This is a genomic window from Pseudomonas sp. NC02, from assembly GCF_002874965.1.
Classification (GTDB): domain Bacteria; phylum Pseudomonadota; class Gammaproteobacteria; order Pseudomonadales; family Pseudomonadaceae; genus Aquipseudomonas.
On the sequence record NZ_CP025624.1, the window covers coordinates 1,201,960 to 1,217,936 of the forward strand.

Sequence of the window (15,977 nt, forward strand, 5' to 3'; positions counted from 1 at the left end):
GCTGCCATGTTACGTACAATCAACTTCATGGGCGTTCGCAACGTTGCGTTCGGCTTCACCATGCTCCTTACCGTTCTGGCGTTGTTCAGCTGGTTCCATAAGGGCCTGAACTACGGTCTGGACTTCACCGGCGGTACGCTCATCGAGCTGACCTACGAGAAGCCGGCCGACGTTAGCCTGGTGCGCAACGAGCTGGTCAAGGCCGGCTATCACGAAGCCATCGTCCAGAGCTTTGGTGCAACCACCGACCTGCTGGTGCGTATGCCGGGCGAAGACCCGCAACTGGGTCACCAGGTAGCCGAGGCCTTGCAGAAGGTCGGCGGCGACAACCCGGCGTCGGTCAAGCGCGTCGAGTTCGTGGGCCCGCAGGTAGGTGAAGAACTGCGTGACCAAGGCGGCCTCGGCATGCTGATGGCGCTGGTCGGCATCATGATCTACCTGGCTTTCCGCTTTCAGTGGAAGTTCGGTGTCGGCGCCATTGTGTCGCTGATCCACGACGTGATCGTGACCGTGGGTATCCTGGCCTACTTCCAGATCACCTTCGACCTGACGGTATTGGCGGCGGTGCTGGCAATCATTGGCTACTCCCTCAACGACACCATCGTGGTATTCGACCGGGTTCGTGAGAACTTCCGGGTGCTGCGCAAGGCGACGTTGATCGAGAACATCAACATCTCCACCACCCAGACCCTGCTGCGCACCATGGCGACTTCGATCTCCACCTTGCTGGCGATTGCCGCACTGATGGTGTTCGGTGGCGACAACCTGTGGGGCTTCTCGCTGTCGCTGTTCATCGGCGTGCTGGCGGGTACCTACTCGTCGATCTACATCGCCAACGTGGTACTGATCTGGCTGAACCTCAACAGCGAAGACTTGATCCCTCCTGCCAGCACCGGCAAGGAGGTCGACGACCGCCCTTGATGGGTGATTGTTGATCTGCTGTTACAAATAAGGCGCGAGTATTGAACTCGCGCCTTTTTTTTTGCTCCAAGGCTGGGTATAGCGCGGATCGTTCGGTCCGTTTGTGATGGTCAGGAGGTTCACGTGAACAAGTCGTTACTGGTTGGTGCGGTATTGGGTGCTGTCGGTGTGACTGCCGGGGGTGCTGTTGCCACCTACAGCCTGGTAAAAAGCGGCCCTGAGTATGCGCAAGTGCTGGCGGTGCAGCCGGTGAAAACCCAGATTAAAACCCCGCGTGAAGTCTGCAAGGATGTTGCCGTAACCCGGCAGAAACCTGTGCAGGATCAGCATCAGATCGTCGGTACGGTGGTCGGTGCGCTGGCGGGCGGCCTGTTGGGTAATCAGGTCGGCGGCGGTAATGGCAAGAAGCTGGCCACCGTGGCCGGTGCGGTCGGTGGCGGTTACGCTGGTAACAAGGTTCAGGAAGGCATGCAGAACCGCGATACCTACACCACCACGCAAACTCGTTGTAATACCGTTAATGACATCAGCGACAAGGTTGTCGGGTACGACGTACGTTACACCCTGGACGGCAAGGAAGGCTCCGTGCGCATGGATCGTGATCCAGGCAACCAGATCCCCGTCGACAAGGAAGGGCGCCTGGTTATCGGTCAGAACCAGCCGCAGCAGTAATCCCAGGTATAAAAAAAGCACCCCGAGGGGTGCTTTTTTGTGCTCGCTCGCTTAGCGCTTCAGCGAAGCCGGCAGGTGCGGCTGGATCGCCGTCAGGACTGCCTTGAAGCATTTGGTGTTGCCGGCAACCACGTGACCCTTCTCCAGGAAGTCGTGACCACCGGTGAAGTCGCTCACCAGGCCGCCCGCTTCTTGAATTAGCAGTGCGCCTGCAGCCATGTCCCACTCGGACAGGCCCGACTCCCAGAACGCATCAAAACGACCGGCAGCGACATACGCCAGGTCCAGGCTGGCTGCGCCGGCGCGACGGATGCCGGCGGTCTGGCCAACCAGGGCGCGGAACATGCCCAGGTAGTTTTCCAGGTTGTCCATCTGGTCGTCACGGAACGGGAAGCCGGTACCCAGCAGGGCGCCGTCGAGGCTGGTGCGACCGCTGACGCGCAGGCGGCGACCGTTCAACTGGGCGCCACGGCCACGGCTGGCGGTGAATTCTTCCTGGCGAACCGGGTCCAGCACAACGGCGTGTTCCAGGCGGCCACGGTATTTGCAGGCAATGCTCACGGCAAAGTGCGGGATACCGCGCAGGAAGTTGGTGGTGCCATCCAGTGGGTCGATGATCCACAGGTAGTCTTCGCCTTCGCCGCTACCTTTGTGCAGGCCGGTTTCTTCACCGAGGATGCCGTGGGTAGGGTAGGCCTTGCGCAGCGCGTCGATGATTTTCTGCTCGGCGGCGCGATCCACCTCGGATACGTAATCCTTGGCGTCTTTTTCGTCGACCTTGATGGTATCCAGGCGCTCGATGGAGCGGAAGATCAATTCACTGGCGCTGCGGGCGGCGCGCAGCGCGATATTCAGCATGGGCTGCATGGATGTGTCACCTAAGGTTGTTAAAGAAAGCCGAGCATTCTAGCAGAAACTTTCTTCAGGTGAAGGACGACGTTACCTTTCATGGCATAACCTTAGGCTGTTCTGTAAGATTTGCTCCCCTTTCCCGTGTCCGAGAGCGCCTCCCTTGCTGCAAAACATCCGTGTCGTCCTCGTCAATACCAGTCATCCCGGCAATATCGGCGGCGTGGCGCGAGCCATGAAGAACATGGGGCTGACGCGCCTGGTGCTGGTGGAGCCGCGTGTGTTCCCGCACCACGAGGCCGATGCGCGCGCGTCCGGCGCCAATGACATCCTCGAAAAAGCCCAGGTCGTTGCCACCCTGGAAGACGCCCTGGTCGGCTGCAACCTGGTGCTCGGCACCAGCGCTCGCGACCGTCGCATCCCCTGGCCGCTGCTGGATCCTCGCGAATGCGGGACCAAAGTCGTGGAAGAGGCCGCCGGCGGCGCTGAAATCGCCTTGGTATTCGGCCGTGAAGACTCCGGCCTGACCAATGAAGAGCTGCAGCGATGTCATTATCACGTGCACATCCCATCAGACCCCGAGTTCAGTTCGCTGAACCTCGGGGCAGCGGTGCAGGTGTTGAGCTATGAAGTGCGCATGGCCTGGCTGGCTGCTGAAGGCCAGCCAAGCAAGGTTGAAAAGGATGAGGTTGCATCGACCAAGAGTGGCGAACTGGCCACCATGGACGAGCTGGAGCGATTCTATGAGCACCTGGAGCAAACCCTGGTGGCCATCGAGTTCCTCGATCCGGAAAAACCGCGGCACTTGATGGCGCGTCTGCGCCGGCTATACGGACGCAGCTCGGTCAGCCGGGCAGAAATGAATATATTGCGTGGCATCCTCACGGAAACCCAGAAAGCGGCCCGTGGCGAGCTTCTTAAGCGGAAGGATTAAAAATGTTCGAGCGTTTGCGAGAAGATATCCAGAGTGTTTTCCACCGTGACCCGGCGGCGCGCAACGCCTTTGAAGTGCTGACCTGCTACCCGGGCATGCACGCGATCTGGATCCATCGCCTGTCCGGCGCCTTGTGGGGCATGGGCTGGAAATGGCTGGCGCGGCTGGTGTCGAACTTCGGCCGTTGGTTGACCGGGATTGAGATTCATCCGGGCGCCAAGGTCGGTCGCCGCTTTTTTATCGACCACGGCATGGGCATCGTTATTGGCGAGACCGCCGAGATTGGTGATGACGTGACCCTGTACCAGGGCGTGACCCTGGGTGGCACAACCTGGAACAAAGGCAAGCGCCACCCTACGCTGGAAGATGGCGTTGTAGTCGGGGCGGGCGCGAAGGTGCTCGGTCCGTTTACCGTGGGTGCGGGCGCCAAGGTCGGCTCCAATGCTGTGGTGACCAAGGCTGTACCGCCTGGCGCAACGGTTGTCGGCATTCCGGGGCGGATCATCGTCAAGCCGGAAGTGGGTGATGAGCAGGAAGCCAAGCGCAAGGCCATGGCCGAGAAGATCGGCTTCGATGCCTATGGCGTCAGCGAAGACATGCCTGACCCGGTAGCGCGTGCCATCGGTCAGTTGCTGGATCACCTGCAAGCGGTGGACGGCAAGCTGGACGGTATGTGCGGTGCCCTGAAAGACCTCGGCAGCAGCTACTGCGCCAAGGATCTGCCTGAGCTGCGCAAGGAGGACTTCGCCGAGATCAAGGACGAAAGTGCCGCCACCAAGGCTGGCTGAAGTCTCGCAATCACTGCAAAACCCATGTGGGAGCGGGCTTGCTCGCGAAAGCTGCGCGTCAGTCACCGAATATATTGACTGAATCACCGCATTCGCGAGCAAGCCCGCTCCCACATTTTGACCTTCATTAGCCCCGAATTCCCGCTTGGCCCTGTTCCCGCTGGTCCATCCCGTCCCGCCCTGCTATGATTCGCGCGCCCTTTTTACGGGTATTCCTGACTAAAGTACTAGGTCTTATAGTTGACTTAAATACTCGGGAATCGCATACTTGCTCCCATTCTGAAACACCTTGGTACTTGTCCATGAGACTGACTACAAAAGGCCGATACGCGGTGACCGCCATGCTTGACCTGGCCTTGCACGCGCAAAATGGGCCGGTGTCCCTGGCCGATATCTCCGAGCGCCAAGGCATTTCCCTGTCCTACCTCGAGCAGTTGTTCGCCAAGTTGCGCCGCAGCAATCTGGTTTCCAGCGTTCGTGGTCCAGGCGGCGGCTATCAATTGTCCCGCGACATGCAGGGCATCCAGGTCGCCCAGGTGATCGACGCGGTGAACGAATCCGTCGATGCCACCAAATGCCAGGGCCTGGGTGATTGCCACGCAGGCGACACCTGCCTTACGCACCACTTGTGGTGTGACCTGAGCCTGCAGATCCATGAGTTTTTGAGTGGTATCAGCTTGGCTGATCTTGTGACTCGCCGTGAGGTGCAAGAAGTAGCCCAGCGTCAGGACCAGCGCCGTTGCAACACCAAGGCGCCGCGTCTGGACAAGATTGAAGCGTCCGCCGTCGAGTGACAGCCGAAGAGCTAACGGCACGCCAGCCAGCCTGATTTAGGAGAAAGTCCATGAAATTGCCGATTTACCTTGATTACTCAGCGACCACCCCGGTTGATCCGCGTGTCGCGCAAAAGATGAGCGAATGCCTGCTGGTTGACGGGAACTTCGGTAACCCGGCGTCCCGTTCCCACGTTTTCGGCTGGAAAGCCGAAGAAGCAGTGGAAAACGCTCGTCGCCAGGTCGCTGACCTGGTGAATGCCGACCCACGTGAAATCGTCTGGACCTCCGGTGCCACCGAGTCCGACAACCTGGCAATCAAGGGTGCGGCGCATTTCTACGCGACCAAAGGCAAACACCTGATCACCACCAAGATTGAGCACAAGGCTGTCCTCGACACCATGCGCCAACTGGAGCGTGAAGGTTTTGAGGTTACCTACCTCGAGCCAACCACCGACGGTATCGTGACCCCTGCGATGATCGAAGCCGCGATGCGTGAAGACACCATCCTGGTTTCCGTGATCCACGTGAACAATGAAATCGGCACCATCAACGACATCGCCGCCATCGGCGAGCTGACCCGCTCCAAGGGCGTGTTGCTGCACGTCGACGCTGCGCAGTCCACCGGCAAGGTCGATATTGACCTGTCGAAACTGAAAGTCGACCTGATGTCGTTCTCTGCCCACAAGACCTACGGCCCTAAAGGCATTGGCGCGCTCTACGTGAGCCGCAAGCCTCGCGTACGTATCGAAGCCACCATGCACGGCGGCGGTCACGAGCGCGGCATGCGTTCGGGCACCCTGGCGACCCACCAGATCGTCGGCATCGGCGAAGCGTTCCGTGTGGCCAAGGAAGACATGGCTGCCGAAAACGTGCGCATCAAGGCCCTGAGCGATCGCTTCTACAAGCAGGTCGAGCACCTTGAAGAGCTGTACATCAACGGCAGCATGACCGCCCGTGTACCGCACAACCTGAATTTGAGCTTCAACTACGTCGAAGGCGAGTCGCTGATCATGGCGCTCAAGGACCTGGCGGTTTCGTCCGGTTCGGCCTGCACCTCGGCTTCCCTTGAGCCGTCCTACGTCCTGCGCGCCCTGGGCCGCAACGACGAACTGGCTCACAGCTCGATCCGCTTTACATTCGGCCGTTTCACCACCGAAGAAGAAGTCGACTACGCCGCGCAGAAAGTCTGCGAGGCCGTCACCAAGCTGCGTACCTTGTCCCCGCTGTGGGACATGTACAAGGACGGTGTCGACATTTCCAAGATCGAGTGGGCGGCACACTAAATATAGAAGCCGCCACCCAAAAGGCTCTGTAAAGACGTGGCGGAAAACGCAGGCGTGTTTGCAGGGTTCCAGAGCGGCCCTGATGAGTGAGGATTCAGTACCATGGCTTACAGCGAAAAGGTCATCGACCACTACGAAAACCCGCGCAACGTCGGCAAGATGAACGCGGAAGACCCTGATGTCGGCACCGGCATGGTCGGCGCTCCGGCGTGCGGCGACGTTATGCGCCTGCAGATCAAGGTCAACGAAGCTGGCGTTATCGAAGACGCCAAGTTCAAGACCTACGGTTGCGGTTCGGCCATCGCCTCCAGCTCCCTGGCGACCGAATGGATGAAAGGCAAAACCCTGGATGAGGCTGTGACTATCAGCAACACCCAGCTGGCCGAAGAACTGGCCTTGCCGCCAGTGAAAATCCACTGCTCGGTACTCGCGGAAGACGCCATCAAGGCGGCCGTTCGCGACTACAAGCAGAAGAAAGGCTTGATCTAAGCAATTTGGCGACGAGTAAGGAGTCACGATGGCTATCAGCATGACAGAAGCGGCTGCGCAGCACATTCGCCGCTCCCTGAATGGGCGCGGTAAAGGTGAGGGGATTCGTCTGGGTGTTCGCACCACGGGCTGTTCCGGCCTTGCCTACGTGCTGGAGTTTGTCGACGAGGTGGTCGAGGAAGATCAGGTGTTCGAGAGTCACGGCGAAAAGGTGATCATCGACCCGAAAAGCCTGACCTACCTGGACGGCACCGAACTCGATTTCGTCAAGGAAGGGTTGAACGAAGGCTTCAAGTTCAACAACCCCAACGTACGCGGTGAATGTGGCTGCGGCGAAAGCTTCAACATCTGAGGCTGATTGTGGGTACTCCTTGTCATTTCGCTTTGTTCGAGCTGCAGCCGAGTTTTCGACTGGACCTTGAACAGCTTGCCACGCGCTACCGTGAACTGGCGCGTGGGGTGCATCCGGACCGCTTCGCTGACGCTTCCGAGCGTGAGCAACGCCTGGCGCTGGAGCAATCAGCCAGCCTCAACGAAGCCTATCAGACGCTCAAGAACCCTCCCAAACGCGCGCGCTACCTGCTCGCCATGGGCGGTCGCGAGCTGCCGCTTGAAGTCACGGTCCAGGACCCTGATTTCCTGATGCAGCAGATGCAATGGCGCGAGGAGCTTGAAGAACTGCAGGACGAGGCTGATCTGGCCGGTGTCGCAGTGTTCAAGCGCCGTCTGAAAGTGGCCCAGGATGAACTCAACGAAAGCTTCGCAGCCTGTTGGGATGATGCGGCGCAACGTGAACAGGCCGAACGCCTGATGCGGCGCATGCAGTTCCTCGACAAGCTCACCTACGAAGTGCGCCAGTTAGAAGAGCGCCTCGACGATTAACCCAGTGCCGCCCAGGTTGCACGCCTGATATACAGATAAGTCCTGATTACCATGGCCCTACTGCAGATCGCCGAACCCGGTCAAAGTCCTCAACCGCACCAGCGTCGTCTGGCGGTCGGGATTGACTTGGGCACTACCAATTCGCTGGTCGCTGCATTGCGCAGCGGTCTTTCCGAGCCGCTGCCCGACGCGGATGGCCAGGTCATCCTGCCGTCTGCCGTGCGTTATCACGCTGACCGCACCGAAGTGGGCGAGTCGGCCAAGCTGGCGGCGTCTACCGATCCTTTGAATACCGTGCTGTCGGTCAAGCGCTTGATGGGTCGTGGTTTGTCCGACGTCAAGCAGCTGGGCGACCAGCTTCCCTACCGCTTTGTCGGCGGCGAATCACATATGCCGTTCATCGACACGATCCAGGGCCCGAAAAGCCCGGTGGAAGTGTCGGCCGATATCCTCAAGGTCTTGCGCCAGCGCGCCGAAACCACCTTGGGTGGCGAACTGGTAGGTGCGGTGATTACTGTTCCTGCATATTTCGATGACGCTCAGCGCCAGGCCACCAAGGATGCGGCGAAACTTGCCGGCCTGAACGTGCTGCGCCTGCTCAACGAGCCGACCGCAGCCGCTGTGGCTTACGGCCTGGATCAGCACGCCGAAGGCCTGGTGGCTATTTACGACCTGGGCGGCGGTACCTTTGATATTTCGATCCTGCGCCTGACCGGCGGTGTCTTCGAAGTGCTGGCTACCGGTGGCGATACCGCCCTGGGTGGCGATGACTTCGATCACGCCATTGCTGGCTGGATCATCACCAGCGCCGGCTTGTCTGCCGACCTGGACCCGGGTGCGCAACGTAATTTGCTGCAAACTGCCTGTGCCGCCAAAGAAGCGCTGACTGATGCTGCGTCGGTTGAAGTTTCCTACGGTAGCTGGTCGGCTCAACTGACCCGCGAAGCGTTCGATTCGTTGATCGAACCGATGGTCGCCCGCAGCCTGAAAGCCTGCCGCCGCGCCGTGCGTGATTCCGGTGTCGAGCTGGAAGACGTGGTCGCCGTGGTCATGGTGGGTGGTTCGACCCGCGTGCCGCGTGTTCGTGAGGCGGTCGCTGAAGCCTTCGGCCGTCAGCCGCTGACTGAAATCGACCCGGATCAAGTGGTGGCTATCGGTGCCGCGATCCAGGCCGATACCCTCGCCGGTAACAAGCGTGATGGTGGCGAACTGCTTCTGCTTGACGTGATCCCGTTGTCCCTGGGGCTGGAAACCATGGGCGGCCTGATGGAGAAGGTGATTCCACGCAACACCACCATCCCCGTTGCCCGCGCCCAGGACTTCACCACGTACAAAGATGGCCAGACGGCCATGATGATTCACGTGCTGCAAGGCGAGCGTGAGCTGATCAGCGACTGCCGTTCCCTGGCGCGCTTCGAATTGCGCGGCATTCCTGCGATGGTGGCTGGTGCGGCGAAGATTCGCGTGACCTTCCAGGTCGACGCCGACGGCTTGCTCAGCGTTGCCGCTCGCGAACTGGCCTCCGGCGTTGAAGCCAGCATCCAGGTCAAGCCGTCCTACGGCCTGACCGACGGTGAAATCGCCAAGATGCTCAAGGATTCGTTCCAGTACGCCGGTGACGACAAGGTCGCCCGCGTGCTGCGTGAGCAGCAAGTCGACGCCCAGCGCCTGCTCGAAGCGGTGCAGGGCGCCCTGGAAGCTGACGGCGAACGTCTGCTGGATGCCGAAGAGCGCATGGTCATCGACCTGCAAATGCAGGAACTGGCTGAATTGATGAAAGGCACCGATGGTTACGCCATCGAGCAACAGACCAAGCGCCTGTCGCAAGTGACCGATGCCTTTGCCGCCCGTCGTATGGACCAGACGGTAAAAGCCGCCCTGGCGGGCCGCAACTTGAATGAACTTGAGGATTAACTGATGCCGCAGATCATTTTTCTGCCACACGCCGAGCATTGCCCGGACGGTATGGTTGTGGAGGCTGAGACCGGCAAGTCCATTCTCGAAGTCGCTCACGATAACCACATCGAGATCGAAAGCGCCTGCGGCGGCGTTAACGCCTGTACCACGTGCCATTGCATCATCCGCGAAGGTTTCAATAGCCTGGAAGAGGCTGATGAGCTGGAAGAGGACTATCTTGATAGGGCGTGGGGCCTTGAGCCGACGTCGCGATTGAGCTGTCAGGCAAAAGTGGGAACAGAAGACCTCACCGTCGAGATTCCGAAGTATTCGCTCAACCATGCCGCCGAAGCGCCGCATTGATTCAAGGAAATGTCATGAGCCTGAAATGGGTTGATGTACAAGAAATCGCTATACAACTTGCTGAAGCTCACCCGGATGTCGATCCTCTGTCGGTGAACTTCGTCAAGTTGCGCAACCTGGTGATGCAGCTGCCGGAATTTGACGACATCCCGGATCGGGGTGGCGAAAAGGTTCTTGAGGCGATACAAGGCCTGTGGATCGAAGAAGCAGACTGAATCGCCTTTTTACGCAGTTAGGCAATACCCAAGAACCCGCGTATAATTCGCGGGTTTAATTTTTCGCAAATTACCGTTTCTGGAGTTACACCATGGCTGTTCAACGTACTTTCTCCATCATCAAGCCTGACGCTGTTGCAAAAAACGTCATCGGCGAGATCACCACTCGTTTCGAAAAAGCCGGCCTGAAGGTTGTAGCTTCGAAACTCAAGCAACTGTCCAAGGCTGAAGCTGAAGGCTTCTACGCTGAGCACAGCGCTCGTGGTTTCTTCGGCGACCTGGTTGCCTTCATGATCTCCGGCCCTGTTGTTGTTCAGGTTCTGGAAGGCGAAAACGCTATCGCTCTGAACCGTGAGCTGATGGGCGCTACCAACCCTAAAGAAGCTGCTGCCGGCACCATCCGTGCTGACTTCGCTGAATCGATCGACGCCAACGCCGTTCACGGTTCGGACTCCGAAGCCGCTGCTGCCCGCGAAATCTCGTACTTTTTCGCTGCTACTGAAGTAACCGCTCGCTAAGCATTGGCTTAAAAGAGCGAAGGTGAATCCATGACTACATTGACTGCAAAAACCAACCTGCTGGGTCTGACTCAACAGGAAATGGAAAAATTCTTCGACTCAATCGGGGAGAAGCGTTTTCGTGCCGCTCAGGTAATGAAGTGGATTCACCATCTTGGCGTCGATGATTTCGACGCCATGACGAACGTCAGCAAGGCCCTGCGCGACAAGCTCAAGGCCATTGCCGAAGTTCGCGGGCCCGAAGTGGTCAGCGAGGACATTTCCACCGATGGCACCCGTAAGTGGGTGGTGCGCGTGGCGTCCGGCAGCTGCGTCGAGACCGTGTACATTCCCCAGGGCAAGCGCGGCACTCTGTGCGTTTCGTCCCAGGCGGGCTGTGCCCTGGATTGCAGTTTCTGCTCCACCGGCAAGCAAGGTTTCAACAGCAACCTCACCGCCGCCGAAGTCATCGGCCAGGTGTGGATTGCCAATAAATCGTTCGGCAGCATCCCGGCGACCGCCGACCGTGCCATCACCAACGTGGTGATGATGGGCATGGGCGAGCCGCTGCTGAACTTCGACAACGTTGTTGCGGCCATGCACCTGATGATGGACGACCTGGGCTACGGCATCTCCAAGCGCCGCGTGACCCTGTCGACCTCCGGCGTGGTACCGATGATCGATGAGCTGGCCAAGCACATCGACGTCTCCCTGGCGTTGTCGCTGCACGCACCGAATGACGCATTGCGTAACCAATTGGTGCCGATCAACAAGAAGTATCCGCTTAAGATGCTGCTCGAATCTTGCCAGCGCTACATGGCGACCTTGGGCGAAAAGCGTGTGTTGACCATTGAGTACACCATGCTCAAGGACATCAACGACAAGGTCGAGCACGCGGTCGAGATGATCGAGTTGCTCAAGAACGTACCGTGCAAGATCAACCTGATTCCGTTTAACCCGTTTCCCCATTCTGGCTATGAGCGGCCGAGCAACAACGCCATCCGCCGTTTCCAGGATCAACTGCACCATGCAGGCTTCAACGTCACCGTGCGCACCACCCGCGGCGAAGACATCGATGCGGCATGTGGCCAATTGGTAGGACAGGTGCTGGATCGCACCCGTCGCAGCGAACGTTATATCGCCGTGCGTGAATTGAGTGCCGCCGACGATATGCCGCAAAGCGCCGCGACTCGAACCTGAGAGAGGATCTCTATGCCCTTGCGCCTTGCGCTGCTTTTGCTTGTTGCCAGCCTCGCGGCTGGCTGTGTTTCATCGGGCCATGACAGCCCGTTGCAAACCGGCAAGGGCCGTGACGAAGCGCGCGCTGCCTATGTGCAGCTGGGCTTGGGGTACTTGCAGCAAGGGATGACCGAACACGCCAAGGTGCCGCTGAAGAAGGCCCTTGAGCTGGATGGCAGCGACGCCGACGCCAATGCTGCGTTGGCCTTGGTGTTCCAGGCCCAGGCCGAGCCCGAGCTGGCCGATCAATATTTCCACAAGGCCCTGGCCACACGCCCTGGCGACCCAAGACTGCTGAATAACTACGGCAGTTTTTTGTTTGCGCAGAAACGTTATGCCCAGGCATCCGAATATTTCCAGCAGGCTGCGGCCGATACCCTCTATCCTGAGCGTTCGCGGATTTTCGAGAACCTGGGGGTGACCTCAATGCTTCTCGGCCAGCGCGACACCGCACGCCAGCAACTGGAAAAAGCCCTGCACCTGAACCAGCGCCAGCCACGGGCCTTGCTCGAAATGGCTGAGTTGTCCTTCGAAGACAGGCATTATGTGCCGGCACGTGACTATTACGAGCGTTTTAGCCTGCTGAGCGGGCAAAATGCACGTAGTCTATTGCTCGGTGTGCGCCTGGCGACGGTTCATGAAGAACGCGACAAGGCCGCACGTTTTGGCCAGCAACTCGAACGACTCTATCCCGGTACGCCGGAATATCAGCAATACCTGTCGGAGCAATGATGAAAGCGGCGCACCCGGAAGTTGTAGCAGCTAATCGTGGAAACCCAGGCGAGACCTTGCGTCAGGCCCGCGAAAGCAATGGTTGGTCGCTGGCAGAAGTGGCCCTCAAGCTCAATTTGACCACGACTTCATTGGGCAACCTTGAAGCTGGCGCATTCGACAAGCTGCCAGGGCACACCTTTGCCCGCGGCTATATCCGCGCCTACGCCAAGTTGCTGGGTATCGACCAGGCTGCATTGGTCCAGGAGTTCGACCAAATCACCGGTACCGATTCCCAGGGCAGCAATGTCCATGGTCTTGGCCGCATTGAAGAGCCTGTGCGGGTTTCCCACACCATTTTGCGCATTGTCAGCCTGTTGCTGCTCATCGCCGTGATCGGCGGTGGTTTTGTATGGTGGCAGGATCAGACCGCTCAGCGTGGCAAGGACTTGTCCAGCAACGCCATGGAGCACGTCGAAGTCGAAAGCGCCGACGGCACCACCCAGATTCATCCGTTGGATGAGCCGGAAGACCAGGCCGTGGCCCAGGGTCAGGCGGCGCCTGAGGCAGAGCCAAGCGCCGAGCAGCCTGCGCCCGAAGCAGGTACTGCCGCCGCAGTGGCACCCGTCGCACCCGCTCCAGCGGTTGCAGTGACGCCTGCTGCTCCAGCTCATACGCCAGCAACGCCAGCAGTACCGGCGCAGGCTCCGGCAACAACGGCTCCCGTCGCCCCGGCGATTTCCGCGCCAACCACCCCGGTACTGATCGCCGGTGATGGCCGAGTACAAATTACCTACGTCGCTGACTGCTGGACGCAAGTCTCCGATGGCAACGGCAAGGTGCTGTTCAGTGGTCTGAAGCGTAAGGGAGATACACTTGACCAGGGCGGCAAGCCTCCTTTGACGCTGCGTCTGGGCTTTGCCCGTGGCGCGCAAGTGGCCTACAACGGCCAGCCTGTGGACGTGGCGCCGTTCACCAGTGGCGAGACTGCTCGCCTCAAGTTGGGACAATAAAGTCATGCACGGCGAATCTCCAATCAAACGTCGCGTATCGCGCAAGATCTGGGTCGGCTCGGTGCCGGTGGGCGGCGATGCCCCCATCGCAGTACAAAGCATGACCAACAGCGACACCAATGATGTGGCGGCCACTGTCGCCCAGATCAACCGCCTGGAAGCGGCGGGCGTCGACATCGTGCGTGTATCCGTACCGGATATGGACGCTGCCGAAGCCTTTGGCCGCATCAAGCAACTGGTCAAGGTGCCGCTGGTCGCCGATATCCACTTCGACTACAAGATCGCGTTGCGCGTGGCCGAGTTGGGCGTCGATTGCCTGCGGATCAACCCGGGCAACATCGGTCGTGAAGACCGGGTTCGCGCCGTGGTGGATGCCGCCCGTGATCGCGGGATTCCAATTCGCATCGGCGTCAACGCCGGCTCCCTGGAAAAAGACCTGCAAAAGAAATACGGCGAGCCGACGCCGGCCGCACTGGTCGAGTCCGCGCTGCGCCACGTTGAACACCTCGAACGCCTGAATTTCCAGGACTTCAAGGTCAGCGTAAAGGCTTCCGACGTGTTCATGGCGGTAGAAGCGTACCGCCTGCTGGCCAAGGAAATCGTCCAGCCGCTGCACCTGGGTATCACCGAAGCCGGCGGTTTACGCTCAGGCACAGTGAAATCTGCGGTGGGTCTCGGTATGCTGCTGGCCGACGGGATTGGCGATACTATTCGCATCTCCCTCGCGGCAGACCCGGTAGAGGAAGTGAAAGTCGGTTACGACATTCTCAAATCCCTGCATTTGCGTTCCCGTGGCATCAACTTCATTGCCTGCCCGAGCTGCTCGCGGCAGAACTTCGACGTGGTGAAAACCATGAACGAACTGGAAGTACGCCTCGAAGACCTGCTGGTGCCGCTGGATGTCGCGGTGATCGGCTGTGTGGTCAACGGGCCGGGTGAGGCCAAAGAGGCCCATGTGGGCCTGACCGGTGGTACGCCAAACCTGATTTACATCGACGGTAAGCCGTCGCAGAAATTGACGAATGACAATCTGGTGGATGAGCTGGAACGGCTGATCCGCCAGAAAGCGGCCGAAAAGGTCGAAGCTGACGCAGCGGTTATCGCGCGCGGCTGATCGAACGAATTTAAGGATTTGATGTGAGCAAGTCTCTGCAAGCCATTCGTGGCATGAACGACATCCTGCCTGAGCAGACGCCCCTGTGGCGCTACTTCGAGGGCACTGTCGCGCGCCTGCTGGATAACTACGGTTACAAGCAGATCCGCATGCCGATCGTCGAGTTCACCGAGCTGTTCAAGCGCTCCATCGGTGAAGTGACCGACATCGTCGAAAAAGAGATGTACACCTTCGAAGACCGCAACGGTGACTCCCTGACCCTGCGTCCGGAAGGTACTGCCGCGTGTGTGCGTGCGGTGCTCGAACATGGTCTCACCGGCGGTGGCCAGCCGCAGAAGCTCTGGTACATCGGCCCGATGTTCCGCCACGAGCGTCCGCAGAAAGGCCGTTATCGCCAGTTTCACCAGATCGGCCTGGAAGTCTTCAACCTAGACGGTCCGGACATCGACGCCGAGCTGATCGTGCTGACCTGGCGCCTGTGGGGCATGCTGGGCATCCGCGATGCGGTCAAGCTTGAACTCAACAGCCTGGGCACCAGCGAATCCCGGGGCCGCTACCGCGAAGCCCTGGTGGAATTCCTGTCGGCCCACCTGGACAAGCTGGACGAAGACAGCCAGCGCCGCCTGAAAACCAACCCGCTGCGGGTACTGGACACCAAGAACGCCGAGACCCAGGCCGTACTGGTGGACGCGCCGAAAATGGCCGACTACCTTGACGACGAGTCCCGTATCCACTTCGAGGGCCTCAAGGCTCGCCTGGATGCAGCCGGTATTCCTTACGTCATCAACCCGAAACTGGTGCGTGGCCTCGATTACTACAGCAAGACCGTGTTCGAGTGGGTCACCGACAAGCTCGGCGCCCAAGGCACGGTGTGTGCCGGTGGTCGTTACGACGGCCTGGTCGAGCAGATGGGCGGCAAGCCGACCACCGGCGTAGGTTTTGCCATGGGCATCGAGCGGCTGATCCTGCTGCTGGAAACCCTGGAGCAGGTTCCCGAAGAAATCTCCCGTCAGGTGGACGTGTACTTCTGTGCCTTTGGCGAGGCGGCCGAACTGGCTGCCCTGGCCCTGAGCGAGAAACTGCGCGACCAACTGCCGAACCTGCGCCTGCAAGTCAATGCCGGCGCCGGCAGCTTCAAAAGCCAGTTCAAGAAAGCCGACAAGAGCGGTGCGTTGTATGCACTGATCCTGGGTGATGATGAGTTGGCCCAGCAAGTGGTAAGTTTCAAACCCCTGCGTGGTCAGGGTGAACAACAAAGCATTGCCTTTGATGCGCTTGCAGCGCACCTGGCCACCTGCATCGTGCAGGGTTGAAGCTGTCAAACAGCCGATTTAG

Annotated in this window: 19 protein-coding genes; 18 read left to right on the plus strand and 1 reads right to left on the minus strand. The window is 59.4% G+C overall.

The window, feature by feature from the left end; all coding sequences use genetic code 11:
* The first annotated feature begins 6 nt into the window (after positions 1-6).
* Positions 7-921, plus strand: coding sequence for a protein translocase subunit SecF (secF, locus tag C0058_RS05500; protein WP_003210311.1), 915 nt, complete (start codon positions 7-9; stop codon positions 919-921).
* A gap of 123 nt (positions 922-1,044) precedes the next feature.
* Complete coding sequence (locus tag C0058_RS05505) at positions 1,045-1,593, plus strand: glycine zipper 2TM domain-containing protein (RefSeq protein WP_003210309.1); 549 nt, start codon at positions 1,045-1,047, stop codon at positions 1,591-1,593.
* Positions 1,594-1,644: 51 nt separating this feature from the next.
* Here C0058_RS05505 and suhB read toward each other — a convergent pair whose 3' ends face one another.
* Positions 1,645-2,460, minus strand: coding sequence for an inositol-phosphate phosphatase (gene suhB, locus C0058_RS05510; RefSeq protein WP_003175971.1), 816 nt, complete (start codon positions 2,458-2,460; stop codon positions 1,645-1,647).
* A gap of 145 nt (positions 2,461-2,605) precedes the next feature.
* Here suhB and trmJ point away from each other — a divergent pair, with 145 nt between their 5' ends.
* From trmJ to hisS, 16 genes are all read left to right on the plus strand, one after another.
* Positions 2,606-3,376: a tRNA (cytosine(32)/uridine(32)-2'-O)-methyltransferase TrmJ gene (gene trmJ, locus C0058_RS05515; RefSeq protein ID WP_003210307.1), complete on the plus strand. Its 771-nt coding sequence runs from the start codon at positions 2,606-2,608 to the stop codon at positions 3,374-3,376.
* A 2-nt stretch (positions 3,377-3,378) separates the two neighbouring features.
* The gene (gene cysE / locus C0058_RS05520) at positions 3,379-4,164 is read left to right on the plus strand and encodes a serine O-acetyltransferase (protein ID WP_008438291.1); all 786 of its coding nucleotides are present in this window, start codon (positions 3,379-3,381) and stop codon (positions 4,162-4,164) included.
* A gap of 302 nt (positions 4,165-4,466) precedes the next feature.
* Positions 4,467-4,958 carry a Fe-S cluster assembly transcriptional regulator IscR gene (iscR, locus tag C0058_RS05525; RefSeq protein ID WP_003210305.1) on the plus strand — a complete coding sequence of 164 codons (492 nt, stop codon included), beginning with the start codon at positions 4,467-4,469 and terminating at the stop codon, positions 4,956-4,958.
* A gap of 50 nt (positions 4,959-5,008) precedes the next feature.
* Positions 5,009-6,223, plus strand: coding sequence for an IscS subfamily cysteine desulfurase (locus C0058_RS05530; protein WP_008438290.1), 1,215 nt, complete (start codon positions 5,009-5,011; stop codon positions 6,221-6,223).
* A 102-nt stretch (positions 6,224-6,325) separates the two neighbouring features.
* Complete coding sequence (gene iscU / locus C0058_RS05535) at positions 6,326-6,712, plus strand: Fe-S cluster assembly scaffold IscU (protein WP_003209682.1); 387 nt, start codon at positions 6,326-6,328, stop codon at positions 6,710-6,712.
* 28 nt (positions 6,713-6,740) lie between these two features.
* Positions 6,741-7,064, plus strand: coding sequence for an iron-sulfur cluster assembly protein IscA (gene iscA, locus C0058_RS05540; protein ID WP_003209680.1), 324 nt, complete (start codon positions 6,741-6,743; stop codon positions 7,062-7,064).
* Positions 7,065-7,072: 8 nt separating this feature from the next.
* Positions 7,073-7,594, plus strand: a complete 522-nt coding sequence (hscB, locus tag C0058_RS05545; RefSeq protein WP_008438289.1) for a co-chaperone HscB — start codon at positions 7,073-7,075, stop codon at positions 7,592-7,594.
* Positions 7,595-7,645: 51 nt separating this feature from the next.
* Complete coding sequence (hscA, locus tag C0058_RS05550) at positions 7,646-9,508, plus strand: Fe-S protein assembly chaperone HscA (RefSeq protein WP_087695132.1); 1,863 nt, start codon at positions 7,646-7,648, stop codon at positions 9,506-9,508.
* A gap of 3 nt (positions 9,509-9,511) precedes the next feature.
* Positions 9,512-9,853 (plus strand): ISC system 2Fe-2S type ferredoxin, encoded by a 342-nt coding sequence (fdx, locus tag C0058_RS05555; protein ID WP_003209674.1) that lies wholly within the window; start codon positions 9,512-9,514, stop codon positions 9,851-9,853.
* A gap of 14 nt (positions 9,854-9,867) precedes the next feature.
* Entirely contained in the window at positions 9,868-10,068 is a 201-nt protein-coding gene (gene iscX, locus C0058_RS05560; protein ID WP_003209673.1) for a Fe-S cluster assembly protein IscX, read from the plus strand.
* 92 nt (positions 10,069-10,160) lie between these two features.
* Positions 10,161-10,586, plus strand: coding sequence for a nucleoside-diphosphate kinase (gene ndk / locus C0058_RS05565; RefSeq protein WP_003175956.1), 426 nt, complete (start codon positions 10,161-10,163; stop codon positions 10,584-10,586).
* Between the two features lie 30 nt (positions 10,587-10,616).
* Positions 10,617-11,765: a 23S rRNA (adenine(2503)-C(2))-methyltransferase RlmN gene (gene rlmN, locus C0058_RS05570; protein WP_003209670.1), complete on the plus strand. Its 1,149-nt coding sequence runs from the start codon at positions 10,617-10,619 to the stop codon at positions 11,763-11,765.
* A gap of 12 nt (positions 11,766-11,777) precedes the next feature.
* Entirely contained in the window at positions 11,778-12,536 is a 759-nt protein-coding gene (pilW, locus tag C0058_RS05575; protein ID WP_102368190.1) for a type IV pilus biogenesis/stability protein PilW, read from the plus strand.
* A complete protein-coding gene (locus tag C0058_RS05580) occupies positions 12,536-13,528 on the plus strand; it encodes a RodZ family helix-turn-helix domain-containing protein (protein ID WP_003209667.1) in 993 nt (330 codons plus the stop codon). The genes pilW and C0058_RS05580 overlap by 1 nt, the downstream gene beginning before the upstream one ends.
* A 4-nt stretch (positions 13,529-13,532) precedes the next feature.
* Entirely contained in the window at positions 13,533-14,642 is a 1,110-nt protein-coding gene (ispG, locus tag C0058_RS05585) for a flavodoxin-dependent (E)-4-hydroxy-3-methylbut-2-enyl-diphosphate synthase (protein ID WP_003209666.1), read from the plus strand.
* A gap of 23 nt (positions 14,643-14,665) precedes the next feature.
* Entirely contained in the window at positions 14,666-15,955 is a 1,290-nt protein-coding gene (gene hisS, locus C0058_RS05590) for a histidine--tRNA ligase (protein ID WP_003209664.1), read from the plus strand.
* Positions 15,956-15,977: the final 22 nt, after the last annotated feature.